Annotated in this window: 32 protein-coding genes, 1 tRNA gene and 2 pseudogenes; 10 read left to right on the top strand and 25 right to left on the bottom strand. The window is 31.4% G+C overall.

Annotated elements, in window-relative coordinates; genetic code table 11:
- Positions 1-14 precede the first annotated feature (14 nt).
- Both DL91_RS03265 and DL91_RS03260 read right to left on the bottom strand, forming a co-directional pair.
- Entirely contained in the window at positions 15-449 is a 435-nt protein-coding gene (locus tag DL91_RS03265; protein WP_048190231.1) for a DsrE/DsrF/DrsH-like family protein, read from the bottom strand.
- Between the two features lie 23 nt (positions 450-472).
- Positions 473-694: a sulfurtransferase TusA family protein gene (locus DL91_RS03260; RefSeq protein WP_048190230.1), complete on the bottom strand. Its 222-nt coding sequence runs from the start codon at positions 692-694 to the stop codon at positions 473-475.
- A gap of 523 nt (positions 695-1,217) precedes the next feature.
- Between DL91_RS03260 and DL91_RS03255 the strand changes: the two genes are divergently transcribed.
- Positions 1,218-1,895 (top strand): cyclase family protein, encoded by a 678-nt coding sequence (locus DL91_RS03255; RefSeq protein WP_048190229.1) that lies wholly within the window; start codon positions 1,218-1,220, stop codon positions 1,893-1,895.
- A gap of 84 nt (positions 1,896-1,979) precedes the next feature.
- Here DL91_RS03255 and DL91_RS03250 read toward each other — a convergent pair.
- Positions 1,980-2,054: transfer RNA gene (locus DL91_RS03250), tRNA-Glu, on the bottom strand.
- Positions 2,055-2,327: 273 nt separating this feature from the next.
- Here DL91_RS03250 and DL91_RS03245 point away from each other — a divergent pair.
- A complete protein-coding gene (locus DL91_RS03245) occupies positions 2,328-3,047 on the top strand; it encodes a hypothetical protein (protein WP_052374071.1) in 720 nt (239 codons plus the stop codon).
- A 126-nt stretch (positions 3,048-3,173) separates the two neighbouring features.
- Here DL91_RS03245 and DL91_RS13070 read toward each other — a convergent pair whose 3' ends face one another.
- The 4 genes from DL91_RS13070 to DL91_RS14340 form a co-directional block, all read right to left on the bottom strand.
- Positions 3,174-3,923 (bottom strand): PAS domain S-box protein, encoded by a 750-nt coding sequence (locus tag DL91_RS13070; RefSeq protein WP_081882582.1) that lies wholly within the window; start codon positions 3,921-3,923, stop codon positions 3,174-3,176.
- Positions 3,924-4,961: 1,038 nt separating this feature from the next.
- Positions 4,962-5,225: a hypothetical protein gene (locus DL91_RS03235; protein WP_048190194.1), complete on the bottom strand. Its 264-nt coding sequence runs from the start codon at positions 5,223-5,225 to the stop codon at positions 4,962-4,964.
- 356 nt (positions 5,226-5,581) lie between these two features.
- Entirely contained in the window at positions 5,582-5,983 is a 402-nt protein-coding gene (locus tag DL91_RS03230) for an ATP-binding protein (protein ID WP_231551369.1), read from the bottom strand.
- Between the two features lie 331 nt (positions 5,984-6,314).
- Positions 6,315-6,449: a hypothetical protein gene (locus tag DL91_RS14340; RefSeq protein ID WP_255343916.1), complete on the bottom strand. Its 135-nt coding sequence runs from the start codon at positions 6,447-6,449 to the stop codon at positions 6,315-6,317.
- Positions 6,450-6,697: 248 nt separating this feature from the next.
- On the opposite strand from DL91_RS14340, the gene DL91_RS03225 reads away from it, so the two are divergent.
- Together DL91_RS03225 and DL91_RS03220 are read left to right on the top strand one after the other, a co-directional pair.
- The gene (locus tag DL91_RS03225; protein WP_231551368.1) at positions 6,698-6,919 is read left to right on the top strand and encodes a PRC-barrel domain-containing protein; all 222 of its coding nucleotides are present in this window, start codon (positions 6,698-6,700) and stop codon (positions 6,917-6,919) included.
- Positions 6,920-7,112: 193 nt separating this feature from the next.
- Positions 7,113-7,712 carry a hypothetical protein gene (locus tag DL91_RS03220; protein ID WP_197050587.1) on the top strand — a complete coding sequence of 200 codons (600 nt, stop codon included), beginning with the start codon at positions 7,113-7,115 and terminating at the stop codon, positions 7,710-7,712.
- Between the two features lie 142 nt (positions 7,713-7,854).
- On the opposite strand, the gene DL91_RS03215 is transcribed toward DL91_RS03220, so the two are convergent.
- The 6 genes from DL91_RS03215 to DL91_RS03200 form a co-directional block, all read right to left on the bottom strand.
- The gene (locus DL91_RS03215) at positions 7,855-8,199 is read right to left on the bottom strand and encodes a DUF5518 domain-containing protein (RefSeq protein ID WP_048190227.1); all 345 of its coding nucleotides are present in this window, start codon (positions 8,197-8,199) and stop codon (positions 7,855-7,857) included.
- Positions 8,200-8,252: 53 nt separating this feature from the next.
- Complete coding sequence (locus tag DL91_RS13335; protein WP_156095916.1) at positions 8,253-8,363, bottom strand: LEA domain-containing protein; 111 nt, start codon at positions 8,361-8,363, stop codon at positions 8,253-8,255.
- 48 nt (positions 8,364-8,411) lie between these two features.
- Positions 8,412-9,854, bottom strand: coding sequence for a B12-binding domain-containing radical SAM protein (locus tag DL91_RS03210; RefSeq protein ID WP_231551367.1), 1,443 nt, complete (start codon positions 9,852-9,854; stop codon positions 8,412-8,414).
- 140 nt (positions 9,855-9,994) lie between these two features.
- Positions 9,995-10,084: an archaellin/type IV pilin N-terminal domain-containing protein gene (locus DL91_RS14485; RefSeq protein ID WP_156095914.1), complete on the bottom strand. Its 90-nt coding sequence runs from the start codon at positions 10,082-10,084 to the stop codon at positions 9,995-9,997.
- Positions 10,085-10,140: 56 nt separating this feature from the next.
- Positions 10,141-10,677, bottom strand: a complete 537-nt coding sequence (locus DL91_RS13780; RefSeq protein ID WP_048190226.1) for a DUF5518 domain-containing protein — start codon at positions 10,675-10,677, stop codon at positions 10,141-10,143.
- A gap of 76 nt (positions 10,678-10,753) precedes the next feature.
- A complete protein-coding gene (locus DL91_RS03200; protein WP_048190225.1) occupies positions 10,754-10,993 on the bottom strand; it encodes a PRC-barrel domain-containing protein in 240 nt (79 codons plus the stop codon).
- An 864-nt stretch (positions 10,994-11,857) separates the two neighbouring features.
- Here DL91_RS03200 and DL91_RS14480 point away from each other — a divergent pair.
- The 4 genes and pseudogenes from DL91_RS14480 to DL91_RS13320 form a co-directional block, all read left to right on the top strand.
- Positions 11,858-12,031: pseudogene (locus DL91_RS14480) on the top strand (DUF2769 domain-containing protein); the annotation flags it as partial.
- A gap of 2 nt (positions 12,032-12,033) precedes the next feature.
- A complete protein-coding gene (locus tag DL91_RS03195) occupies positions 12,034-12,255 on the top strand; it encodes a hypothetical protein (protein WP_048190224.1) in 222 nt (73 codons plus the stop codon).
- Positions 12,256-12,308: 53 nt separating this feature from the next.
- The gene (locus DL91_RS13325; RefSeq protein ID WP_156095912.1) at positions 12,309-12,467 is read left to right on the top strand and encodes a hypothetical protein; all 159 of its coding nucleotides are present in this window, start codon (positions 12,309-12,311) and stop codon (positions 12,465-12,467) included.
- 71 nt (positions 12,468-12,538) lie between these two features.
- Complete coding sequence (locus tag DL91_RS13320; RefSeq protein WP_156095910.1) at positions 12,539-12,694, top strand: hypothetical protein; 156 nt, start codon at positions 12,539-12,541, stop codon at positions 12,692-12,694.
- Between the two features lie 78 nt (positions 12,695-12,772).
- On the opposite strand, the gene DL91_RS03190 is transcribed toward DL91_RS13320, so the two are convergent.
- From DL91_RS03190 to DL91_RS14110, 8 genes and pseudogenes are all read right to left on the bottom strand, one after another.
- Positions 12,773-13,690 carry a prenyltransferase gene (locus tag DL91_RS03190; RefSeq protein WP_048190223.1) on the bottom strand — a complete coding sequence of 306 codons (918 nt, stop codon included), beginning with the start codon at positions 13,688-13,690 and terminating at the stop codon, positions 12,773-12,775.
- A 76-nt stretch (positions 13,691-13,766) separates the two neighbouring features.
- Positions 13,767-14,831 carry an NAD(P)/FAD-dependent oxidoreductase gene (locus tag DL91_RS03185; RefSeq protein WP_255343956.1) on the bottom strand — a complete coding sequence of 355 codons (1,065 nt, stop codon included), beginning with the start codon at positions 14,829-14,831 and terminating at the stop codon, positions 13,767-13,769.
- 499 nt (positions 14,832-15,330) lie between these two features.
- The gene (locus DL91_RS12670) at positions 15,331-16,296 is read right to left on the bottom strand and encodes a sensor histidine kinase (RefSeq protein ID WP_255343955.1); all 966 of its coding nucleotides are present in this window, start codon (positions 16,294-16,296) and stop codon (positions 15,331-15,333) included.
- 168 nt (positions 16,297-16,464) lie between these two features.
- Positions 16,465-16,818 (bottom strand): annotated as a pseudogene (locus tag DL91_RS14335) (PAS domain S-box protein); the annotation flags it as partial.
- An 11-nt stretch (positions 16,819-16,829) separates the two neighbouring features.
- Positions 16,830-17,156, bottom strand: a complete 327-nt coding sequence (locus DL91_RS03175; RefSeq protein ID WP_081882579.1) for a PAS domain S-box protein — start codon at positions 17,154-17,156, stop codon at positions 16,830-16,832.
- Positions 17,063-17,581: a PAS domain S-box protein gene (locus DL91_RS03170; protein ID WP_048190221.1), complete on the bottom strand. Its 519-nt coding sequence runs from the start codon at positions 17,579-17,581 to the stop codon at positions 17,063-17,065. Before DL91_RS03170 ends, DL91_RS03175 begins: the two co-directional genes overlap by 94 nt.
- Positions 17,582-18,119: 538 nt before the next feature.
- A complete protein-coding gene (locus DL91_RS13315; RefSeq protein WP_156095908.1) occupies positions 18,120-18,296 on the bottom strand; it encodes a hypothetical protein in 177 nt (58 codons plus the stop codon).
- A 125-nt stretch (positions 18,297-18,421) separates the two neighbouring features.
- Positions 18,422-19,204, bottom strand: a complete 783-nt coding sequence (locus DL91_RS14110) for a hypothetical protein (protein WP_052374067.1) — start codon at positions 19,202-19,204, stop codon at positions 18,422-18,424.
- Between the two features lie 314 nt (positions 19,205-19,518).
- Here DL91_RS14110 and DL91_RS03160 point away from each other — a divergent pair, with 314 nt between their 5' ends.
- On the top strand, positions 19,519-19,704 hold the full coding sequence (locus DL91_RS03160) for a hypothetical protein (RefSeq protein ID WP_048190220.1): 186 nt from the start codon (positions 19,519-19,521) through the stop codon (positions 19,702-19,704).
- 98 nt (positions 19,705-19,802) lie between these two features.
- Here the strand turns inward: DL91_RS03160 and DL91_RS03155 are convergent, their stop codons facing one another.
- The 3 genes from DL91_RS03155 to DL91_RS03145 all read right to left on the bottom strand — a co-directional run bounded on the left by DL91_RS03155 (position 19,803) and on the right by DL91_RS03145 (position 23,191).
- Positions 19,803-20,120, bottom strand: a complete 318-nt coding sequence (locus DL91_RS03155; RefSeq protein WP_048190219.1) for a hypothetical protein — start codon at positions 20,118-20,120, stop codon at positions 19,803-19,805.
- A 4-nt stretch (positions 20,121-20,124) separates the two neighbouring features.
- Positions 20,125-20,310, bottom strand: coding sequence for a hypothetical protein (locus DL91_RS03150; RefSeq protein ID WP_048190218.1), 186 nt, complete (start codon positions 20,308-20,310; stop codon positions 20,125-20,127).
- 187 nt (positions 20,311-20,497) lie between these two features.
- The gene (locus tag DL91_RS03145) at positions 20,498-23,191 is read right to left on the bottom strand and encodes a PAS domain S-box protein (protein WP_052374066.1); all 2,694 of its coding nucleotides are present in this window, start codon (positions 23,189-23,191) and stop codon (positions 20,498-20,500) included.
- 327 nt (positions 23,192-23,518) lie between these two features.
- On the opposite strand from DL91_RS03145, the gene DL91_RS03140 reads away from it, so the two are divergent.
- Positions 23,519-23,749, top strand: a complete 231-nt coding sequence (locus tag DL91_RS03140) for a hypothetical protein (RefSeq protein WP_048190217.1) — start codon at positions 23,519-23,521, stop codon at positions 23,747-23,749.
- A 184-nt stretch (positions 23,750-23,933) separates the two neighbouring features.
- Here the strand turns inward: DL91_RS03140 and DL91_RS03135 are convergent, their stop codons facing one another.
- The gene (locus tag DL91_RS03135; protein ID WP_048190216.1) at positions 23,934-26,519 is read right to left on the bottom strand and encodes an ATP-dependent helicase; all 2,586 of its coding nucleotides are present in this window, start codon (positions 26,517-26,519) and stop codon (positions 23,934-23,936) included.
- Positions 26,520-26,539 lie beyond the last annotated feature (20 nt).

The raw sequence follows: 26,539 nt of genomic DNA, 5'->3' as shown, positions 1-26,539 counted from the left end.
TCTAGTACTATAAATTAAATGAAGAGGGTTATTTTTGAATCTCTTGCTTCGTTGATATAGGTTCCCACTGCACCGTATTCATCTATCAAATTTTGATCCAGGTCTTCCTTGCTCACTCCCATGATCTCCATGGTCATCTCGCATGCTATTACTTTACCACCTAATTCCTTGAAATCCTTAAATAGATGTTCAAGGGAGACTACATTGGCTTTTTTCATCCTGCTTTTTATCATGGATTTTCCAAGTCCTAGGAAGTGCATTTTTGATAGAGGTCCCTTTTCAAGTCCGCCTTTTTGAAGTCGTTGCAGTCCCCAAAACGTGAAATATAGTGATGCTTCCATTCCCATTGATAGGGCTCCATTGGCAACTATGAGTGCGCTGTATATTTTATCCATGTCTCCGCTGTGCACAATAATGGTTGCCTTATCTGGTTTATTTTCTTCAACCATTTTTTTTTACTCCTCAATTTTTTTTATTTGCGAATTTTGATGGTCCATATTCCATCCTTTTCTTGGATATCAACCAATTCTAATCCCAGAGCTTCAACTGCCATGGGTATTTCTTTTTTGGATGCGGGATGGGTACCCGTTACTTCAATAATTTCTCCGGGTGATGCCTTTCTTACTGCCTTTCTCATTTCAACTAGTGGTACTGGACATGTTTCCCCTTTAACATCAACTTTCACTTCTGCCATTGAATCCACCTCTTATTAATATTTTAAAAAAATTATTAATTATTAATATATCATATGTTGTTCAGGAATGATAAAATTTTTTGTAGTAGTTTCTGCGTCATTATATAATTAATTTCTATTTCTAAACCTGAAATTTGTCCTGTAATTTGCTTTACTCCCCCTCCACCCTATATAACAATTGTTATATAAACTTTATATAGTTTTCTCTAAACCTAAAACAGGATTAAATGAACAGCTATTACTAAATGAAACATGTTTTTTCATTTTAATAGTGTTGGACATCCTAAAGCTGGTTATTTTCTAATATTATAATAGTCCAGAATTTTTATGGATATTATTAATAGTTACAAGTTCGGCATCTTTTTTAAAAGCTTATAACAGAGTCATTTAACATGAAAAAGGATCATTAAAGCAAGAACCTATTGTTTATTCTGATAATTACTTTAAAAAAAGGTTTTAGATAAATTTTACTATAAAAAAACTTATTAAGCTTATTTTAGAAAGAAATAATTGGAGGATCTATATGAAAACTGTACTACTTTCATACTATATTGATAACAATTCAGCTTACTACGTTGGAACAACCAAACCGGTTATAAAACCCAACAATCAGATAACCTGGGGTGAAGATTACAACACATACATTATTCAAGTGGGTAATCACTGTGGAACTCATGTGGATGCTCCAAGACATTTCATATCCTCTGGTAAATCCATATCTGATTATGATATAATGGAACTTACATTCCAAGATCCTTTTCTGTTAGATTGTGAAAAGGGTCCAGGGGAATTTATCACCATTGATGATCTTTCTGAAATTGATCTTAGTGGATATGATTGTTTGTTGATCAAGACTGGTTTTGGTAGGAATAGGGATGATGATCTTAACCTATATTTAACTGATTATCCTTGTATAACTCCTGAATTAGTTCGATGGATCAGGAAAACCTATAAAAATATAAAATGTATTGGTATTGATATAATCTCCATAACTAGATATGGTGATGCCGAAATGCTTAAAGAGGCCCATGTTAATGCTTTTATTGAAGATGAAAATTATGGGGATCCTCTTTTACTCATTGAAGATATGAACTTTGAATTGCTAGAGGTGGAGGACCATCTCATAAGAGTTGTTATTGTGCCATGGCAGGTGAAAGGAATTGATAGTGCACCATGTACCGTTATTGCAGATTTAGAATAGTGTATCAATAGTTTAGAATTAAAATTTTTATGGTTTTAAAAAATTTTAATGGATTATTAAAAGTTAAAATAGAAAAAGTTTTGATGCTCCGGCCGGGATTCGAACCCGAGTCTTCGCCTCGAGAGGGCGAAATGATTGGCCGGACTACACTACCGGAGCAAGTGAATATTAAATGATCTAATTTCATACTTATAAATCTTGCTAATATAATTCTTGTTTAAGTTAACACCATTTCTTTTTTCAAATTTGTATACAAAATTTATTTATCAATATACAAAATGAAGTAAAGTCTATGAATTTGGAAATTGTATTTTTTTTTAGAAATATTTAACTTCTAAATGTATCATATAAAATCTGAAAAAAGAATTTCCTGAAAATATTTTTCATTGATTGGACTTCGTTCTGTTTTTTAAAGTTTAAAGGTTAATAAATATGAACAATAAAGATATTTCCCCAATAAATAATGCTAACAAAGCCCATTTCCGAAATGTGGAGGGTCCAATATTCATTGGAAGAACATGGACAGAGTATATTAAGATGTTCAATCTTGATCCAGAAAATATTGCAGATGAAAAAATACTTGACTGTGCTGCTGGTGCCAGTTCATTTACAGCCATGATGTCAAAAAAAGGATTTGATATTAAAGCTGTTGATATAATCTATAATGAAACTCCAGAAGCTCTTTCAGCTAAATGTAAAGAACATTTGGAACTGCTTATTGAGGGTTTGAAATCAGTTGATCATTTTGTTTGGGGTTTTTTTAGTAATATTGAAGATCTGAAAAAACAAAGAAATAAAGCTTGTAGAGAATTTATTGATGATTACAGGAAATATAAAGGGCAAAGGTATATTGGTGCGGATTTAAAGAGTCTTCCATTTAAGAATAATAGTTTCTCAATTGTTCTGTGCTCACATTTACTTTTTATCTATGATCATAGATTGGATTATAATTTTCATTTAAATGCCATAAAAGAAATGCTTAGAGTGTCTTCCAACGAACTTAGGATTTATCCTCTTGTAAAAAATAGGGGCAAAAAATCTGAATTTGTTAAAAAGATAATTAATGACCTCACTGATGTTGATGTGGAAATTGTGAAGGTTGATTATGAGTTTAGAAAGGGTGGCAATGAAATGCTCAGGATAGTAAAATAGTTTAAATCATATGGATTTTTATCAGTTATTATACGATAATTATATGAAGAGTTGTAAATAGATACTTTTAGTGAAAATAATATTACATTTAAACAAAATAGTTGTTTTTATAAAAAATATTGATTTTCATTTTTTATTTGCTTGGGTGATGTTGTGGAAAATGCAGTGTGTTTGTTTGAAATTTCCCAATTCATCGTATCCAATTTTACCTTCGTATGAAACAAGGATATTTGAACCATCTTTACGTTTCATTTCAAATTCGACTTCATGTATTTCTCCAGCATTCTTAAAATGTGGGAAATTCTTTTTAAAATGTTCTGTATATCCTGGTGCTAAGAAATCGGCAAAGTTTTTGCCAATAACTTCATCTTTGGAGTATCCTAACATACCAAGCCAAGCAGGGTTAATATCTAATAAAAATCCATTTTCATCTAAAGATTGATATGGGAGTGGACTATTTTCAAAAAGCAGATAAAACTTTTTTTCACTTTCTTTTAATTCTTTTTCCATCTGGTTTTTGTAGATTGCGAGTTCTATTGTATATTTAAGTTCTGTACGGTCGTAGGATTTTATTATATATCCATAGGGTTCTGTGAGTTTGGCTCTTTCAATTGTGGACTCTTCAGAATGAGCAGTTAAATAAATAACAGGAATATTTAAGTCTTTAATCTTAGAAACAGTTTCAATACCATCTAATTCTCCTTTGAGAATTATGTCCATCAAAATAAGATCTGGCATTATCTCTAAAGTTTTCTCTACAGCTTCTTCGCTACTGGATGCGACATATGGAACTTCATAACCAAAAGATTCCAATGTTCGCTTAATATCCAAGGCTTCTATGCTTTCATCTACTAATAGTATTTTAACATCTACCATTATGAATAACCAATAATATTATATGTTAATAACCCTATTTGTTTTTTTGGGATTGTAAATCAGTTGATGTGAAAAAAGTTACAAAATCCTTGTTTTTATTTAAAACCCCTTCGTATTGTAGTTGTATATAACAAAATATTTTTGGAAAAATTTTTTAGGACATTAATTACTTGATTTGGATAACAGGAGAATATTTTTTACAAACATTCATTTTTGTTAGTGAATCATTAACATGCCTATAGAGTTAAATTTGTGATTTTTATAATAAAATAAGTATTTAATGTTGTTAAAAAGATTTTCAAGTAATTTAAAAGATTAGTTGGTGACTTAAGCTATTATTACGAAAGATATTATATAAACTATTGACTTTAAAATAGTATCTTGCCTGCATACTTACTTTCTCAATGCATTTGTATCAGTTAGATCTTACTCTACATAAATGACTTTATATATAAAGTTATGCGTTTAATCATTTATAGCTTCACTCATTCATATAGTTATAGAGTTACTATGTCATTTAAGATAGGTGCAGTTAATTTAAGATGTATACTTTAAGTGTAATATTTATTAAACTAATCAAAAACTTGAAAAAATTATTAAATTTAAGGAAAAAAATTCTAGATTATTTTTAGAAATCATTTATTTACTTTTCTTTTAGGTTACCAAATGTAAATTTACAATTAGGACACTTACAGTTCATTTCAGTGCATCCCATTGCTCCCCAGCATCCCATTAGGCCTTCAAACCACAATTAGGACATTTTTTCGATTCTTTCAATTATTATTGACTCCTATCCTTTTTTTTTATATATTGAATCATTTATTAAATTCAATTAATATAACAATTGATATATTAATTTTTCATACTAAAATATTTTTATAGTAAATAAATAATTGTTGTTCTTTCTACTGAACAACCCTTTATAAGCTATTGTTCTTTCAAATGAACAAAAAATTTCTTTGTAAAATCAGAATACAAAAATAATTTTTTAGGATCCTAACTTAATTTTTTAGGTCCTAATTTTTTTCATTTATAGAATTAATCCTCATTTTCTCCTAAAAGGATTTCTAATTTTTCACGCAGATTCGTTGCCCAGATTCTTAATGATTGATTAGAGACGTCTTTGAGTTCTTCTTCAATTTCCATTAAAGATTTTTTATCAATATCAAACATTTTAATATTGTTTTTACCAATCGATCTACCATTTCTAATTGATCTATTAGCAACTGCTATTCTTCCATTTATTTCCCATATTAAGAGCATGGTCGGATCTTTTATTTTTTTAATTGTTTCTTCACTCATTTTATCACCATTAATACTTTATTTTCTTACTAAATATTTTTATGTAAAATTAACAAATTGTATTCTATAATCTATCAGTCTATATTGTTTATAGTCTATTTGCTGCTGCATTGAATTATAAAATCTACTGAATTCGGCCCTTGTAAATACAGTGACTTATTCATGTTCCTTAAACATTTCAGGGTTATACATTTCTACAATTCTTCCTTTAGGTACTCCTTCACTTACTCTCATATACTCATTAATCCTTCATTCTATTGGAAGTAAACTATGAAAACCAGAGTATATCCCTATTGAGATAGAGCTTATGAGAACAAAATTAAATATAATTTTAAAAACTAGAAATAATTCAAAAGTTATTCATTGATCGGTATTGTAAAGTAGAATGTTGTTCCTTTTCCGAGTTGGGATTCTACCCATATTCGTCCATTGTGTCTTTCTATGATTTTTTGAGCTATGGATAGTCCTATTCCTGTTCCTTCATACTCATCATTTCCGTGCAGACGTTGGAAGATTGTAAAGATGCGTTCTAGGTGTTTTGGGTCTATTCCAATTCCGTTATCCTTTACTGAGAAAATGTATTGATTTTGTTCTTTTTTGGAGGATATATGGATTTGGGGAGTCTCATGACTGCGATATTTAATGGCGTTATATATAAGGTTTTGGAACAGCTCAACCATTAAATTCTCGTCACCATAAATAGTTGGTAAAGGATCATGAGTGATAACCGCATTATTTTCAGCTATAGAGACTTTCAAGTTTATTAATGTCTCTTCTAAAATTTTTTCAAAATTTATGGGACTAAATTCTCCCCAAATTATTAAAGATGTTTATTCAGTAAGTTCCACAGATGATGAAATTAGTTTTGGTGAAATTAAGTATCAATTTGATACAAATCCAAAGACCATTAAGGAATTACTTGATTTTATAAGAGATAAATGCCCATAATTTAAAAAAAATTAGGTTATTCTTCTTCAAGAATGTTAAGAATATAATTTATTTTATTTATTAAGTATTTAATTGAGATATAATTTGGGCTGTTTCTTATAGTTAATGAGTTTAGTGTTTCTTTATAGATTTTTAATTCCTCTATATCCATTTCGTTAATTTTCCAACGATATCTGAGAATATTTTCTTAAATGCTTTTTCAACTTGCTCTTTCATATCTAATAGAATAATATCATTCACATTTTCTATTTCGAATTTATATTTTACATGGCTCATTATATCCCTCCATTATTATTAATAATAATTTATTATTATTTCATATAAAATTTTGGAAGACAAAACCGCATACACAGTAAGTTAACAGAACCTGTTTAGATTAGAGTGCATATGAGAATAAAATTAATAGAAATTTTTAAGTATATAGATTTACATAATATAATACGGTGAATTAGACCCAATTTAGATGAAATTGAGATTTTAAATATTGTTTTGGAGAGTGTAAAAAATTGAAAATATCTGATGAATTGATTGGTAAGGATGTTATTGACGAATCTGGAGACCAGATAGGTATCGTAAATGATGTTGAGTGGGATTTTGAAGCGAACAGAGTAATATCTATTCATTTGAAGGAAGCAGGAATATCCGCAAAAATAGGTCTAGGCGATAAAAAGATAGTACCTTATGAAAAGATTGAAGCCATCGGTGACACTGTTCTAATTAAAGGCAGAATTTTCAAGAACGAATAAAGGGGCATATTTTATTTAAGTCCTTTTAACACCTTATTTTTTTGTACTAAATTTAAGTCGAATTACAACGAGTTGAAAAAATATTTGACAAATTATTTGGTATTCAAAGTGTTAATTAAGGAATATTAGATGGAATTAGGATATGGTATTAAATTTTGATTAATATATTATTTAGATAAACTGGTGATATAAGATGGCAATGGAAGAAAATATGGATACGATGCATGAAAGAGATTTAGATAAAAAATGGATGGGACTCTGGGAAGAACATGTTGCCTGGACCAGACTAACTATAATAAGTTTAGTGGACATCAAAGACCCAACAGAGACTATCGCAACTGAAAATCGGTTGTTAAGAAACACCAAAGACATGGCCGAAGTGTGTAGAATGTTTTATGGTAAAGAAGCTGCAACTAAATTCGATGAATTAATGACCGAACACCTTACAACAGCTGCAGAGCTGGTGCAAGCAGCAGTCGCAGAGGATAATACACAAGCCGATGATGCTGAAAAAAGATGGTACAAAAATGCAGATGAAATTGCAGCCACTTTAAACATGCTAAACCCCTACTGGGAAGAAAAAGAAATGAAAAATATGTTATACGACCATTTAAGACTAACCAAAGCAGAAGCAGTGGCCAGAATAACCAAAGATTATACATCAGACATATCTACTTATGATGAAATAGAAAAGCAAGCAAGAATGATGGCCGATGGATTTTCCCATGGAATAATCATGCAATTCCCTGACAAATTCCATATGAAGAAAGAACATTTCTGGCAACGAACGTAAACATAATTACATTCTTAAAATCTTTTTTTTAAATTTTTATTTCTTTCTAGTTTACTATTTTACAAAACTGAATAATAATGTTCGATATCTATAAAAGTGTCATTTTAATCCATAAAAAAAGTATTAAAGATTAAATTCAGGTTTAAAATCTGCCCCTACCCCTACCTCCAATTAAAACTCCTATTACTCCACCTATGGCACCGATAATTCCAGCAATGATTATGGTCGTGATTAGTACAGCTACCCCTGCTGCAACTCCAAATCCAATTAAAGCAAGTATACCTAGTATTATTGCTGCAACGACACCAACGAGCGCTCCATGAATAGCTCCATTGATGTAGTCTCCGCCAACCATGTAACCAACATATATAGTTGCGATCAAGAATCCTATGAATGCGCCCGAAGGTGTTATTAATCCAAGGACAAACCCAAGTATTATTGCAATTACTAAACCAATTATTACAGTATTCCATCTTACATATACCATATTAACCTAACCTCCAAATTGATATATACTCTAATTTTAATCTAATCTATTTTTTACCTGGAAATTTTACCTTTTATTTTTCCTTCGGCTTCTTTAGCTTTACCTTTTAATTCTCCTTTCATTTCTTTAGCTTTTCCTTTAATTTCACCTGTTTTTTCACTCATAAAAATCCCTCCAAATTGTTTTTTTAAATGTCATAATATTCATATTGTCTACTTTGATGAATTGTCTAGGTTTTGGTACCAACCTTTACCAGTACCGCCCATTAGTTTTGGAAGTATAAAACTTCGCATAACTGTTTTAAACATAACCTTGAACATGTGACGATGGTTCATGAGATAACTGGGTCTTGCATAATATTTCAAATATGCTATAGCCAGTTTTCTTTCAACCATCTTCTTATTTAAACCCATTTCATCGTACTTCAAAACTGGTTTAAGTACAGTGTATTCATCCCAGTCATCATTGTCTATTAAATCTTTTTCCTTGAGTTCATTGTAGATAGGTGTTCCCGGGAATGGTGTAAGTATAGAATATTGTGAGTAGTCTGAATCTAGTTTTGTAGAGAAATCTATGGTTTTATTCATATCTTCTTCGGTTTCTCCAGGATATCCTAATATAAATGAAGTTAAAACATCTAGACCCACATTTTTTGCACTTTTAACTGCATCTTCTGCTTGTTTTAATGTTATGCCTTTTTTCATAACGTCTAATATACGTTGTGACCCTGATTCTACACCGTAGTAGATTGTTTTTAATCCTGCACTTTTCATATTTTGAAGTAAATTCTGGTCTACACTGTCAACCCTAGATGATGCAACGAAACTTAAATCTAAATCTCTGGCTTTGATTTCATCGGCAATATCATTTGCTCTTCTCTTATTAAGCATGAATGTGTCATCCATGAATCCTATATCCTTTATATGGTATTGGTCTATTAATTCCTCTATTTCATCCACTACATTGTCTGGACTGCGGGAGCGGAACTTTTTGCCCATGATTAGTGATGATGAGCAGTAGTTACAGTTGTACACACAACCTCTGCTGGTTATTATTCCGCCAGTTTGTTCTTTAGAGGCACCATATGAATCAAAGGGTACAAGATGTCTTGCAGGGAAAGGTAATGTGTCAAGATCCTCTATCAAAGGACGTTTTTGTGTTGTTTTTAAATTTCCATTCTTTAAATCCCTGTAAACAATTCCTTTAACCTCATCAAGATCTTGGATAGTTTCTGTGGAATGGTTGGCCAAATCCACCATTGTTTCTTCTCCCTCACCTATAACTACTACGTCCAGATTTTTTGAACTTTTTAAGGTTTCAGATGGCATGAAAGTCGTATGGGGTCCACCAATTACAGTTAATGAATTGGGTAGAATGTTTTTGACTAGTTCCACGTATTTCAACGCGCTTTTTATAGTAGATGTGGTAGCGGTAACACCTACTATTTGTGGATTGAGTTTTTCTGCCAGTTCAGAAACCTTTTCGTAGCCCATTTGAAGTAGATCATCATCTACAATTTTGACTGAGTAAGATTCTTTCTCAAGTGATGATGCCAGGTACATAAGATTTGTGGGCGGGGTTATGAAACCAAGTGCATTTTTTAATGCATTCTCATCGTAAGGATTTATAAGCAGTATATCAATTTTTTTATTCATTTTATACCTTTTTTAGTTATCAATCAAGAGCTTATCTGAAATTTATTAAACTTTTTTTCATCATATCTGAAATTTTCTCTATGTTTATGGCATAAAAACAAGGGATAACTCTCGTTATCCCTAAAATATCCTTAAAAATCTTAATACAACCCTAATATCTTTAATAAGATCACTATTACTATTATGAATACAATGAGACCTATCCAACTACTCTGTCCTTTATTATCCATTATATCACTCCTCTAAATTTCATCTTTTTAACTTATTTCACACATTAGTTACTATTTTAGTCTCTTCTATCCCTATCATCCCTTCTATCCCTATCATCCCTTCTATCCCTATCATCCCTTCTATCCCTATCATCCCTTCTATCCCTATCATCCCTTCTATCATCATCCCTTCTATCATCTCTTCGATCTCCGTCCCTTCGGCCGCCATAGTTTCTGCGATTTCTGCGGTTTAATAATAATATTAGAGCGCCGATTAAACCGCCTATTGCGCCTGCGACTATTACAAGAATTAATTCTGGTGCTGAGTTTAATGGGACAAAGGTTGATAACTGTGAAGAGAATGCAGCTATCTGACCTTTAAATAAGCTTAGTATCCATAAGATTATTGCACCAGCAACACCCATAAGTGCCCCATTAATCACACCATCAATAATATCACCATAAGATATGTATCCAACAATTATACCTGCGATTAGAAAACCAAATATTGCAACTGGCAATCCAATAACTGATCCAACACCCAAAATTGACAAAACAACAGTAATTATAATTGCCAAAATAAAACCTTCAACTATAGCTCCAACACTTACCATTCTATCCCCTTCAAAATTTTTTATTAATAAAAAAAAAAAATAATATATTAAATTTTCAGAACTGAAATTATATGGATTATTCGGTCTTGAAAATTTTGCCTTTAATTAGAACACTATCTCCTATTTCTTCAATTTTTTCATAGGGTACTATTTTTTTATCGCCTAGACCTATTTTTGCGGATATTCCTGCTTCCTTCAAATGAATAGATATTACTCTGTTCGCTTCAAAATCCCACTCAACATCATTTACGATACCTATCTGGTCTCCAGATTCGTCAATAACATCCTTACCAATCAATTCATCAGATATTTTCATACTTTTCCACTCTCCAAATTCACTTATCTAGATAATCCAATTATTTCTCTATAATTGATTTAAGTCCGTATTATCAGTTTAGAATATTCCTAATAATCTTAAAAGGATAATTAACACAATTATAACTACTATAATATATAACAGACTGGGTCTGCCTCCATTCATATTTTCACCTCTACGGTTGGTACATTAATCACAATCTAATAACTAAAACAAATCTAAATTTAATTTAATTTAATTTAATTTAATTTAATTTAATTTAAATGTATTTCACTGTATAATATTCTATTTCAATCGTTATTATTATAGATTTCTATATTTTCAGCAAATTATTGCTATGTTGTTATCATTTAAAAAGTCCCAAGTGAAATTGTTTTCAATAGTTAATTTAAAAGAAGTATTAAACGGTTGTTTAAAATATTTTCAAGTGATTTTATAGGGAGTTGGTTACTTACTCAATAGTTACTTAGAAATATTATGAAAATTATTGACTTGATCTTGATTATGGATACTGACCAAATCATGAAAGTTTATTGCATACTAAACTGAATTTTTGTTTATAACAAATTTCAGGACAAAAAATCAATTCATGAAATAATGCCTCTATTCATGAATCGGGACACTATAATTTTGTATCTAGAATTTTAATGTTAAACTCATAAAGTTTATTTATTTTGTAGACCTAAGATAAACTAATCATAAAAATGTTAATGAAAAAAGTGAGAGAAAGGTATCTTTAAGAATATTACTCCTATTGCGAAAATGGAGCAGCTAAATAGCATCTAATTCCTGGTGATTTTTATTGATGTTTGATAATATGAGAGTACCTAATACCACGAAAACAGTGAAAAATGTCAATGTCCCGAATGTCCTATCTACAATACATGTATGGAAGAAAATAATGAACATTTATTTTGTTCTAGAGGATTGAGTGAATGTGATTTTAAAAAAACTGGATGTAATTGTCCTACTTGTCCCATATGGATAAAATATGAATTAATTAGTCTTTTCTATTGTGAAAAAGGAGCAGAAAAATAATCATGTTAAGCAGTATAGCATATTTCCAAATTCTTGGAAAGCCATTAATCCTTTATCTGGGGGTAATCACCTTTTTATCATTCATGACCACTGCAACACTTGGTCTATTGATTTATAGAGGAAAAAACATCCCATTTAAAATACATCCCACAATGGCAGGAATATCAATATTACTCGGAATAACACATGGAACTCTCGCATTATCCATCTATTTCCAGTACTAAATACAAAAAACATGCAAAAATTATTTTTAATAAAAAGATAGAGGTGATATAAATTGAATAGAAATTTTTTAGTTTTGGGGATTTTAGTTGTTTTAGGGGTTGTAGCAATATCAGGATGTACTTCATCCAGCGGAACTACTGTTACTATACAAAATATGGCTTTTAACCCATCAACACTAAATGTTCAAGTTGGTACACAGTCACATGGATAAACAAAGACACAGTCACCCCTGATGTTGTTAGTGACTCAGGAGTATTTAATAGTGGTAATTTAACTAATGGAATGAGTTACAACTACACTTTCAACCAGACAGGATCTTTCCCTTACCATTGTGCAATACACCCTTCAATGACGGGTACGATAGTAGTTTCGACGAGTGCACCAGCCCAATCTAGCAACAACCAATCTACATCAACTGGATCTGGAATAAAATACTGATATAGAATATAAAATGGTTTATTTGGATGAGATTAAATTTCTGATCCAATTATTTTATTTTTAAATTTATAATTATTTTTACTTTAAGATATAAATTAAATAGCTGTTAATCAAGATTATGAAAATAGAAAATGATATAAGATTATAATTCACCCATTTAATGGCATTTGTCCTGTTAATCATTTTTTTTGTGGCTATTATTATTCCAATACTTAAAGGAATTAAGGAGAATATGGCAATCACTAACCAATTGATATCTGATGGGTATAGATTAGTTTGAGAAATGAAAATATAGGATAAAGTAGCCATTACTGCGGCTATTACTCCCACAATAAATCCTATTCTACGTCCATAAGCAACCACTATAGTTTTTTTGCCACCTATACTGTCTGCTTCCATATCTGGTATTTCCACATTTATAATAAATAATAACTCGTATAACATCAAGGGTATGGTAAAAATAAGGAAAGGTAGGTCTATTCTTCCCATCAAAATTACATAACCTATCCCGGGTATTATAAAACCTGTTAAAACCGTTGCAAATTCGCTTAATCCTCTATAAGATAATTTAATTGGAGGAGCAGAGTAGTACCATCCAAGGATATTTCCAGATAGTATCAAGAGGAAGAAGATAATTGGTAAGTGGAATATTAGTGTGGTGATAGTGGCTAGTATTATAGATACTCCTATAAGGGCCAATGCGAAGTTTTTAGAAAATTTTCGAAGTTCGGGATTGGTAATGAGGACACCACTACCACCAGAAAATCGGGTTGGTTTCTGAAATTTATCAGCCTCAACATCGAAGTAATCATTACTATAGGAAACTGATAAATGTGCAGCCAATAATGCTGTATAACCTAGTACAAATTTTGTCAGACTAAATTCAGCATTTAATAGTAGAGCAAGCAATGCTCCAGCACAGAAATATAAGAATCCTCCAATAATAAATTGGAAGCGCCCTAATCTAACTATTTTTGTGAGAGTGTCAAATTTCATTCTAATCAGAAGAATATTATTAAGTCAAATACTAGTCTAATGTTATTATATTAGTTTTTTATGATTAAATATTTTGTCATGTTTTTTGGATAAAAATGCCTAATAAAAGTGTTATAAGATGTGGATTGTTCTTTAGAAATTTAAGTATTGATAGTTTTGAAATTGAGTTTGGATCATTATTTTTTAAAAATTCTGCTAGAATATTAAAATCATTATCTGTGAGTTTATCAAAAATTTTCCTATATCTCAGCGAATTTTCAATATTATTACCTATGGCTAACCTCCACAGATCTTCATATCTTTTAAGAAAACTACTTGATGTATCTCCATTTTCAATAGAGTCTACAGCAACTTCTCCAGCAATTCTAGCACATGTAACCGTATTTTCTATACCTGCCCCTGTTATTGGGTCTGTTTGTCCTGCTGCATCTCCAACTACCATAATTCCGGATGAAAAGGTTTTGTCTATAGGTCCTGAAATTGGTACTCCTCCAATATTAAGTTCAACAGGTGTTGCTTTCAATTTTTTTATGAATGTATTTAGGTAATGATATGCTGTTTCCTTTGTGTTCCTGACACCTAAACCCACATTTGCAACTCCATTGCCCTTAGGAAATATCCATAAAAATCCTCCCGGAGCAATATGCTTGCCGAAATGTAATTGCATATAGTTTGGATCTGTATCAATACCAACCATCTCATACTGGGCACAAGATCCTATATCTCCAACTTTATTAACATTTTTAAGTCCTGCAATTCTTGCTGTAGTGGATTCAAGACCATCGGCCGCTATCACAATATCTGCTTTTATTTCGAATGTTTTTCCTAGATGCTTTGCAACAACTCCACAAACTTGCCCATCCCTTTTTATAAGATCTTTAACCGTAGTTTTAACCATTATGTCTGTTCCAGCTTTAGCTGATTCTATTGCAAGCTCTTTATCGAAAATTTTCCTTTCTAATACATAACCTTCTTTGAATTTGTATACATTTTCTCCACTAACTCGGAAGTGAGTATCATTTGGGGCGTAAATATCTGCACCCTTTAATTCTGTGCACAAGTATTTCTCGGAAGGTTTCATTTCAAGGGTTTTAAATGTATCAGTCGTTGTAGCTTCACCGCATTGGACTGGAGTTCCAATTTATTGTCTTTTTTCAATCATTAATACATCTAAACCACCTTTAGATGCAAAAAGAGACGAAGTAGATCCAGCTACTCGACCACCTACTACAACTACATCATACTTCATTTCTATCTCCAACAGTTATTGTAAACAAATATTCTTAATATCTTTTATTATTATGCAAAATAAGTTTAGAGGGAATATCCTTTTTAACACTGATACTTTGTTTTGAATCATTGAATATTCAATTGGAATACTATGCAAGAATTATTATTAAAAAATAGTAAAATTCTTAGAAATAAAAAAAATGAATAAGTGGATACTGACCAGATTTATAAGGTGTGTTGCCTGCATACTAACCATGGATTCTAATTGAAATAACTAAATTTTTGAATTTTCAAATAAATAGTAATACTAAAATATTAAAATTGATATAAAAAATGCGGGGTTTAGGATAGGGATTGGGTTAATTCCACTTCTTAGGACATAAAAACGAATTTTAAGGATATCATAATTTCTATACCCTTTCTTTGTATTTTAATTCTTTAAATTTGATTTTAAATTCTGTTCCGTGCCTCTGTTCTAGTTTGATTGTGCCTTCAATTTGTTCTACTAGGTTGTTTACTAGTATTAATCCCAGTTTTTTCGGGTTTTCAATATTAAAGTCTTCGGGTAATCCCACACCATTATCCTTGAATATTAGTTCAAGTTCTTCACCTTTAACATGTACAGTTATTGATATTTCACCTTTAGAATCTGGAAAGGCGTGTTTAAGACTGTTGGTAACTAGTTCATTTATGATCAGACCTAAGGGTATGGCTGTTTCTATATTGAGTGAAATATCCACAATATTGGTTACCAAATTGATGTTAGAATTGACTGCGTATGTTGCTATAAGTTCAGATATTAAAGTATTTGAATAATCGTTAAAATTGATACTTGATAAATCTTTAGATTGATATAAATTTCCGTGAATAAGGCCCATTGATTTAACCCTGTCCTGAACTACAGTGAAAAGGTCAGTATCTCTTTTATCAAAAACTTGGGAAGATTGGAGATTTAATAGGCTGGAAATAATTTGCATATTATTTTTAACCCGATGATGTATTTCCCTTAATAAAAGCTCTTTTTCTTTTACAGTTGCTAACAATTGGGTCTCAGTTTCTTTACGTTCTGTAATATCACTAATAACTCCTAAAATTCGGATGGGTACGCCTTCATCATCCTTATAAACATTTCCATATGCTTCAATCCACCTTATTTCTTTATCAGCTCTGATGATTCTGCATTGGAAATATAATTTGTTAGTTTCATAAGATTTTTCAAATCTTCCATGGACATATTCAAGATCATCAGGTAAAACATGCTCAAAAAATATTTTTAAACCCCATTCTGGTAAAAGCGAATTATAACCAAATATTATATCATGATCCAATGTTCTGATTGAAGTATCGTTCAATATATCCAAATCTAAAGCACCCATATCAGCCGATTCTAAAGCAAGATTCATTCTTAAAACATTATCACGAATAATTTGCTCCATTCTTTTACGTTCTTTAATTTCCGCTTTAAGAACAATATTAGCAGCCACCACTTCTGCCGCTTGTTTTTTAACAGATATATAAGCATTTTCAAGTAATTGTCCGGTTTTCTTACGTTCGGTAATATCTCGAGAGATTGCAAGTGCAACTTTATTTCCTTTAATTTCAAAAAGATGATTACTAATTTCAACAGGTATTTTTTTCCCATCTTTGGTTTGGTGAATTATCTCAAATTCAGCATGCCCTTTTTCAGAGAGTTTTAATGCATTTTTTGGGAGTTCAGATTGTTTTTCAGGGGATACTATATCTGCAGGAGTCATGGTCAAAAATTCATTATGAGAGTAACCTAACCTTTCTATGCCAATCTGATTTATATCGATGAATTTTCCGGGAAGACCGTTATCTTTTATTAGATTTAGGCTTATCATGTCATTTGCATTGTTGAATATCTCTTTGTACTTTAGTTCACTTTCTTTTAGGTTTCTTCGGCTTTTAAACGATCTGAAATATCACTTATCACCATAATTGTTTTTTCAATTCCATCCTTTTCTCGGAATATGTTTGATGATATTTCAGCAGGGAATTTTGACCCATCTTTTTTTACAAAGATGAGTTCACCTTTTGTTTTCCCTTTATGTTCTATTTCTTCTATCAATCCGGGTAATCTAGGATCATCAGAATCAATAATTCCTTGTCTACCCAATTCAATCATTTCCTTTTTGGAGTATCCAAATAATTTTTCACTTGCAGGATTAACATCCAAAATAGTACCATTAGGTTTTGTAAGTAAAACAGCGTCCATACTATTTTCAAAGAAATAGACCGATATTTCTCTTCACTTTCTTTTAAAGCTAACTCTGATTTCTTTTGCTTGGTGATATCTCTTGCGATTGTTGAGATTCCAATCAGATTTTTAGAGTTATCAAAAATTGGAGATAAACTAATTGAAACATTTACTTTTTTAGAGTCTTTAGTAATTCTGAAAGTATCATAATGATAAACTTTTTTTCCATCTTTAATTTTATTAATTAATTGATTTACTTCATCTTTAAGTTGAGGCGGCGCCAATATAGATATATTTTTTCCTATAATTTCCTCAGCTGAATATCCATATATGTGTTCTGCCCCTTTGTTCCAAGAAGTTATAATACCATCAAGAGATTTACTAATAATCGCATCATCTGAAGATTCCACAACATTAGCCAACAATTGAATTTCTTCATCCATCCAATCCACACCTAAAAAAAATAAAAACCAATTATTTATATTAATAACTTTGTTAGTGAACATTAATATAAATTGTTAAATAAAAAAAATGATAAAAATAGTGGATACTGACCAGATCATAATAGTGTGTTGCCTGCATATCTATATATTTAAAAATGAATCTAAATATCTAATTTTTCAGATTTTGTATTAAAGTTGCAACTTTTTTAATAATATTAAAAAATATTATTAAATGAATTTATGTAAAATAAAAATAAAGGTTATCCTTAAGAAATACCTTCTCACCTTTAAAACCAGTTATAGATTGCAAGTGTAAACAAAAAATATCAACCCATATAATAATTATACAGATTTCATCGTTTCATTTATCCCAAAAACTAAAAATAATAATCCAATCCCCATTATTGAATAATAAACCTGATTATGATTTGTATAGACAAGTATTGCTCCAATTAAAATTGATATAATACCGATGAAATAATATCTTAAAGAAATTTAGTATACTTTGTATGTTTCATTAAAAAGCTGTTAATTTATTTTAATACCGTTTACGTTCTTTTCCAGGCTTAGTAAGGAAAACATTCAGCAAAGGAGGATCTCCATCTAAACACATTTCAAATTCCAATAGTGTTCCATCTGTGAATAATATTTTAGCATTATCATTTTCATAATCGCATTCTTGAATTGTTTTACCTTCAACTTTTTTTAACTTCATGATTATTTGTTTTAAAAATCCATTAATATATATACTTTTTATTAAAATTAAGTGATAATATCACCAAAAAACTTGTTATTAAGTGCAAGTGTAAAAATGAGAAAAAAATAAAAAATAAGAAATTTTTATGGTCTTATTTTGTTTGCTACTAAACCGCCCATTATACATAGTATACCTACTAATCCGGGTAGAATAGGTGATCCAGTTTTTTGCATAGGTATTGTATCTGTTACTTGTTGTGGGTCTGTTGAGTTGTTTTGTGCGGAACTTATTCCTGTTTCCTTCTGTAAGTTAGTTTTGTATTGTTTACTATCTCCAGATGTTAAAGTGTAAACACCATCATTTACATCAGAGCTATCATCAACACTAGACCCAGAATCTGTAACTCCATCATCGTTTGCTGCGTCAAGATTTCCTGTTGTTTCAATACTCATTGTATAATACAGAGGGTCGGTGCCATCGTTTATAGGGTCAACTATATTGTTTCCGTCATCTACTCCAGTACCGTCATCTACTCCAGTACCGTCATCTACTCCAGTACCGTCATCTACTCCAGTACCGTCATCTACTCCAGTACCGTCATCTACTCCAGTACCGTCATCTACTCCAGTACCGTCATCTACTCCAGTACCGTCATCTACTCCAGTACCGTCATCTACTCCAGTACCGTCATCTACTCCAGTACCGTCATCTACTCCAGTACCGTCATCTACTCCAGTACCGTCATCTACTCCAGTACCGTCATCTACTCCAGTACCGTCATCTACTCCAGTACCGTCATCTACTCCAGTACCGTCATTTAATCCGGAATCTGTCTGATCAATTGTTCCCTGTGCTGGAGTGTTTGTGGTGGATAAATCTGTTGGATCCGCGGCATATGATGCAGAGATAAAAATCAACAGAGTCACCAACACCCCCAGACTTTTGATTATGTTACCGCCATTCACGATTTAATGCCTCCTATCTAAAATTTTATGTCATATAGTACATTTATAAGAGATTTAATATATAAACGTTTTGGATTTATTTTAAGAAAATAGACAATAAAAAAGCTTTTATTAAGATTTTAAACTCTTAAAATTGGTTTTCAAATACGAAACTTGAAGGAATTACCATTATTTTCATATCGATACTTTCAAAAGTTTAAAAACCTCGTTCCAATTATATAACATAACTATCTAATACAATAGAAGTTTTTAAATTATATAAATGGGGTAAAAAAATGTTAATTGAACTTAAAAAAGAATTTGACATTAAATTCAATGAGATTATGTTAATTAAAGATGATCCTTCAAGCCAGAAATATGATGAACTTTACAATGAAATGTTGGAACTCAATTCTAAAATGATGAAGCAACTGATTAAAATGAGAAATGAATATTATCTCATGCCAGAACCAAGAATATAGGATAGACAGGTTTTTTTCCATTCAAAAAAAAATGTTATCGTTAAGATGAAACCTCTGTCTAAAAACTATCAATCTAACAAATAGAAATATTCATGAAATTATGTCAAAAGGTTATCGTTAAGAATAACCCTCTCACCTTTAGGGTACATTGTAACAGTTGCCCCGTAAACCTGTATAAAGAGTTCAACCACCTTGGCAAGTACAGGATAGGCTTTTTTACTATTTTTTGTACACAAATAGGTTTTTTTAATACCAACATCTAGAGTAAAATCTTCTAGTTCTTCAATTGTTCTGGTTCCAATTATTGATTCTTTTATGTATTTTTCCTTCTCTTCAAGAAATTTATCCACTTCTTTGGATATGCCCTCGAGATCAAGCCCTTGGTCGGATGGATCTTTATAGTTATCATTTACCATATTATCACCTTTCATCCTCAAATAACTGGTCTTCGTCCAGAAGTTTAATTCTCTCTCTTTGACACCAGTCAAATATTGCTTCCGTGGCACCTCGAGATATTTTACCCTGTTTTTCCCCATATTTTAATCTTACAAGTCGTCTAAATGCAATTTCAAGTTCGTCTGATATACAGATAGTAACGCAGCCCATAGAATACCTCTTTTTAATTCTTAATTTAATTACAATTCTCAATATGAAATCCTTTGTTTATAATGTTAATGTAAAATTTTTAATTTGAAAAGGAAAAATATAATATTATCAAAAATTTAAAGGAATTAGTTGAAAATTAGTCTTAAAAAACATTTTAAATATATTTAAACCGAACATATGTTTTTTTTTATTCGGATTTGTTGAAAAGTGCAATTGGATCTGTAATCTTAATTGTTTTCTCCATTTCTTTGATTTTGGTTATGTCTTGGATAACTCCATCATAATACTTTATATTTCCAAAATCATCTTTAATAACAAAAGCAGATACCGATGCTGTGAATGGTGTGCCATCGTGCTTCTTAAATCTAAGTTCTTCATTTTTAACATGTCCAAATTTCATTATTTTATAATCGAATTTAATTTTGTCTTCACTGTCCTGGAAAAGATATGAAGCTTTGATTGCAAGGATCTCTGTTTTTTTATATCCGAACATGTCAAGAAGTGCGGGATTTGCATCTACAAACTTACTATGGGGCCCTACTGTACATCTGTAAACACCAACACTAATGTTATCAAAAAGGTTTCTATACTTCTCTTCTGCCTTTTTTCGTTGTGTTATATCAACTGCAACACCTGCAATACGTTGAATTTTAGGGTCCTCTTTTCTGAGTGTAAAAGCCTTTCCCCATATCCACCGAATACTGCCATCTGGCCGTCTTATCCTATATTCTATCCCATTTTTTTTCTCTGTTTTTATATCATGTGATGTTCTGAATATGGTATCTATTACCTCTTTTCTATCCTCAGGATGTATTGATTCGATCCATGATCTTGGATTATCGAAAAGACTTTCCCTGCTACATCCCCAAACCTTCTGATAAGCCGGGCTTATATAGAGTAATTGACTCATTTTTGGATCTATTATCCAGAAAACCTCTTCAATATTTTCTGTCATCTGTCTGAACTTTTCTTCACTGCTTTTAAGTTCATATTCAACTAGTTTGCGCTCTGTTATATCCCTGATTATGGATGTTGTAAACCTTTCACCATCAACATCCCATGCTGTTATAGATATCTCAATTGGAAATTCACTTCCATCCTTTCTGTGACCGTAAGACTCGAATAATTTTCCAGATAGCATATGTTTACCTGTTAACTTGAATTTTTCCTGTCTTCTTACGAACTCTTCTTTGTAACGACCGGGAATAAGCATGTCCACAGATTCTCCTAAAATATCATGTTCATGGTAACCGAATATTCTCTGAAGACTGTCGTTGCAAAATACTATTCTACCTTCTAGATCTGTAATTATTATGGCATCAACTGCAGAACTAGCAACGGTTCTGAATCTTTCTTCGCTCTGTTGGAGTGCATTTTCTGCAATTTGTCTTTCGGTTATATCGTCAACAGTCATTAAATATTCATTGTTTTCAAGCAAAACTGGTACAAAGTCCACTATTTTCTTTTCTCCATTTTTACAATAAACTTCATAGGTCCTTGGCCGTTTTTCTCCGGGTTCAGCGCCTTTAAAATCATTTTTCCATGTTAAAATTGCATCTCTCCTCTTTTCAACATCAGGAAATGCTCGCTTAAACCATTCTTTACCATTAGGAATTTCATTTAGATCATAGCCAAACAAGTCTATGAATTTAGGATTTATATATTTGTAAACACCATTTTCATCTATTAACACCATACCAAATGGTGCATTTTCGGTAAGACTCATAAATCTGTTTTTTTCTGCACTAAGAGCTTTTTTAGCTTTTTTAATATTACTTATATCCCTTCCTTCTGGAACCAAATATTTAACTTTCCCATTTGAATCATAAATAGGGTGCATGCTGTAATCTATCCAGATCATCCTGTTTAAGGAGTTCACTTGGATTTCATGTCCAATTGTCTTTCCCATAGCACAAAGTTCAATGTCTTGTTTTATTGATGATTTAACTTCTTCAGAATAATCCCACCAAGGTGTTTCATAAAACAATAGCCCCTCAACATCACTAAATTTTTTTCCTATAATTTCCAATGGAGTATTATTTACAAAAATAACTTCTCCTGTTGGTTTTAAAACAGCTACAAATGTTTGCATATCATTTAGTGTTCCAGAAAAAAAGTTTTCCCTGTCAATAAGATCTTTTTCAATTTTCTTTTGAAGGGTAATATCATGTGCAATAATTTGAATACTCGATATTGAACCATCAGGATCTTTTATTGGCTGTATTTTTGAACTAAACCATTTATCCCTGTTATTTATTTTGGTTTTTTCATTAGTTAAAATACCCTTACCCGACTCAATTACATTTTCTATTGATTTCATCTGGGAATCAGCATATTGTTTTGGGAAAATATCCCACATATTTTTACCTTTCAAATCTTCAGGAATTCCCCCAAAGTATCGTGCTGCACTAGGGTTAACTAAAACAAATTCACCATCTTTACTTATAATTGCTATAGGATCATCTGCATTTTCGACTAGGAGCTTGTATTTCTTCTCGCTTTGATGAAGTGCCCTTTCCATTTTGCTTTTGTATAACTCCATTTCCATTGTTAATTTCAGTTCTTTTGAATTAACCGGTTTTCTAATACATGACAAACTTTTGGGTAAATTCAATAATTTTTCATCTGTAGGGGAGGTAAAATAAATAACAGGAACTTTAATATTTTGTTTAATAATTTCAAGGACTTCCCTTCCAATATTTTCATCCTCAATAGTTATATCAACTAAAATTAAGTCATTATTTAATAAATCATCACTGAAAAATTGGTTATTTGAAAATCTTGTTGTTTTTACATTATAATCCCATGAATCAAGCCATCTTGTAATTTTACTGGCCTCTATAACATCGTCTGTTATTAATAGGGTTTCAAGATTATACATGTTTTTACCATATCGATATGTAATAAGAATAGACTTATTATTTGCTATTCAAGCCAAATAGAAAATCTTATACAACTAAATTTTTAATGCAAAAATTCATTTAAAATAATAATTTATTGTACTTTGTAAATATTTTAAATAAAAAAAAATTAATATTATATGGGGATAAATCTAATTTTAAAATGATATCCGTTTTTTTAATGGAAATTTCTATTATAATAAATTAATTTGGGGCATAAAAATAATCTGGAGTGAAGAATAATTGATAATGATCGATTAAATGAACTAGATGATACAACCAAAGGCAATATTGCACTGGTTCTGTGGATGAGTAAATTTGATGCTGATAAAATTCCTGAAGATGTACTTAAATGTATTCTAAGCGAAAAAACCAGTCCTAAAATGTTTGCAAATAGAATGAAGTACCGTCTTGAAGATTTGCTTAAAAATCCAGATTCATTTACTCCAAGTTATAAAAATCGTTATAATAAATTTATTGAAAATTCTCAATCACTACACCCCTTGGAAGCTTATGCAATGACACATCTACTAGGTTAGAAAACCATCTGCATCTGCAATTCTTAAAATTAAAAGCATGTTAAAGCTTTTAACACCATCAAACAGGGCTAAGCTTAAAAAAATATTGGACAACTGTAGGGAAGAGGGTTTACCTAAAACTATGATAGAATAATCTTTTTAATCGAAAATATATGAATTACCTTAAATATGTTAAATATTATTCCTATATATCTTCCCCTATTTCTTTTATTATGGCCTGATGCATCCTTCTTATGAATTCTATACGTTCTTCATATTTTAACACATCCAGATAGCTCTGTGCAACCAGGTTAAATGCAAATGGTGAGGGTATTTTAGTATCAATTTTGGTTATGTTCATCCGGCCATCTTGGATCATCTTAAGTACTTTTTTTGCATTTTTCACATCCATATAATCCTCAATTACTTCACGCCTAGCTTCTTTAAGTATTGAAAAGTTATCGTCAAGATCTTTAACAAACTTAAGAAGTATTTTACCCTTTATCTGTTGTCTTGAAACACTCTTTTCATTTCCTTTATACTTTCTAAGTATCATAAGAGATCTTCCAGCACAGTGACGGAATCTTGCAGCTAATGTTTCTGTCTTATCAATTGCTTTTATTAAAATTTCCTCAATATTTTCAGGTTGGAGTTCATTAAATACATCTAATCCACCTACCTTACCATCAGAGCTCAGATAAAAACCATTATCTGAAACAGATATCATTACATCGCGTTTATATTTTTCTGCTATTAAATATGCTACAGCCCTCGAAAGTGCATCGTTTACTCTTCTACCAAATAATGCATGGAAAATAACAAATTTTCTTCCCCCATATCCCTTGTAAAATTCTATGAGTAAATTTCTGGCACTTGGTATCTGTGCAAACATGTATTGTTCCCTGAAATAGCTATAAATTGAATTAGCGGCATTGTAATCTACGTAGAGAAATTCATGGATAAACTTGATTATTTCATCCTTATCCTTCTTGCTTTTAAACTTCACATCCATTATGGCCCTGAAGTTCTGGATAGACATTGCCAAGTCAAATGAAAGTGGCAGCTGCTCCGAGAACCATGAAGGAATTGTTGGTGGCCCTGATGAAGGAGTTACATTAACTGTCATTCCCCTAGCATAGTTGAATCTGTATATTTTTCCCCCAAGCACAAATGTATCACCTTTCCTGAGTTTTTCCATGAAGTCCTCTTCTATACGGCCGATAACTTCTCCATTGCACTTGACTCTGGCTGCAGATCTGTCAGGGATTGTGCCTATATTAGTTGAATACAACATCCTTGCAAGTTTTCCACGTTTCCCAAACTGTTTCTCCTTGTAGTCAACCCATATCTTTGCATAAACATATCTGTCCTCTAAACTGGTATAATCACCGGCCAGATAACTTAAAACACTTATAAAATCGTTTTGGGTAAGGTTTCTGTAGTTGTAGCTTCCCCTAATAACATTGTATGCATTATCTATGTCCCATTTTCCTTCAATAGCCATTCCATATATCTGCTGGGATAAAACATCGAGACAATTTTGAGGTATATGTATCTCATCAATTTTACCTTCAATAGCATTTTTTAGAATGAGTGAACATTCAACAAGATCATCTCTCTCAACAACAATAATCCTTCCCTTGGACTTATCATGAAGTTTATGACCGCTTCTACCAATACGTTGAAGAGCTCTTGAAACAGATTTAGGTGAACTTACAAGAACTACCAGATCAATGTACCCTATGTCTATACCAAGTTCCAGTGATGTTGATGATACAACAACCTTTAATTCTCCATCCTTTAATTTATTCTCCGCTTCTAATCTAAGCTCCTTTGATAGGGATGAATGGTGTGCCATTATGTTTTCATGGCTGTAAAAATCTGGAAATTTCTTTTTAAGGTTAAAAACAACACTCTCTGTTCCGCTCCGTGTATTGGTGAAGATAAGTGTGGTTTTATGTTCATTTACAAGATCGTGCAAGAGGTTGTAGAGTGCTGTATTCACATCTTCAGGATCAGACATCACAATATCCTCAACCGGGCATAATACTTTCATGTCGAGCTGTTTTATATAATTGACATCAACTACTTTACAATTTCTAACAAGACCATTTTCATATCCCACAAGGAAACTGGCTATCTTTCCCAGAGGATGTACTGTAGCACTCAGACCTATCCTTGTGAATCCCCCTGTAAGGCTCTGCAAGCGTTCAAGTGTGAGACTCATGTGAACACCACGTTTGTTGTCAGCAAGTGAATGAATTTCATCAACAATTAAGTATTTAATATCCTTGAGTTTGTCACGGAATTTAGGTGCGCATAAAAGTATTGAAAGTGTTTCTGGTGTGGTTATGAGAATGTGTGGAGGAGTTTTAAGCATTTTAGAACGTTGATACTGGCTTGTATCTCCTGTTCTGACAGCTTTTCTGATTCCCAATTTTTTTCCTGCTATTGCCTCTATCTCGGTCAATGGTTCTTCCAGGTTCTTTTCAATATCATTGTCAAGAGCCTTTAATGGGGATATGTAAAGACAGTAAACCCTATCTTCGAGTTCATCTCGTTCTGCCAGATGTGTTAATTCGCTGATTATTGATAGAAATGCTGTTAAAGTTTTTCCAGAACCAGTTGGAGAGGAAACCAGTACATTTTCACCAATATGAATATCCATTATAGCGTAATGTTGTGCTTCAGAAAATGTTTCAAATTTTTCTTTAAACCATTTTTTAACCCACGGATGGAGTATCTTATATATTTCTCCGTCTTTATAGGCTTTTTCCTGTTTTTCTATCATATATTTCCCTAAATTAAAAT

The sequence above is a fragment of the Methanobacterium sp. SMA-27 genome (genome assembly GCF_000744455.1).
Classification (GTDB): Archaea; Methanobacteriota; Methanobacteria; order Methanobacteriales; family Methanobacteriaceae; genus Methanobacterium_B.
The sequence above is the reverse complement of the archived record's forward strand: the minus strand, read 5'-3'. Positions and strand labels throughout refer to the sequence as shown.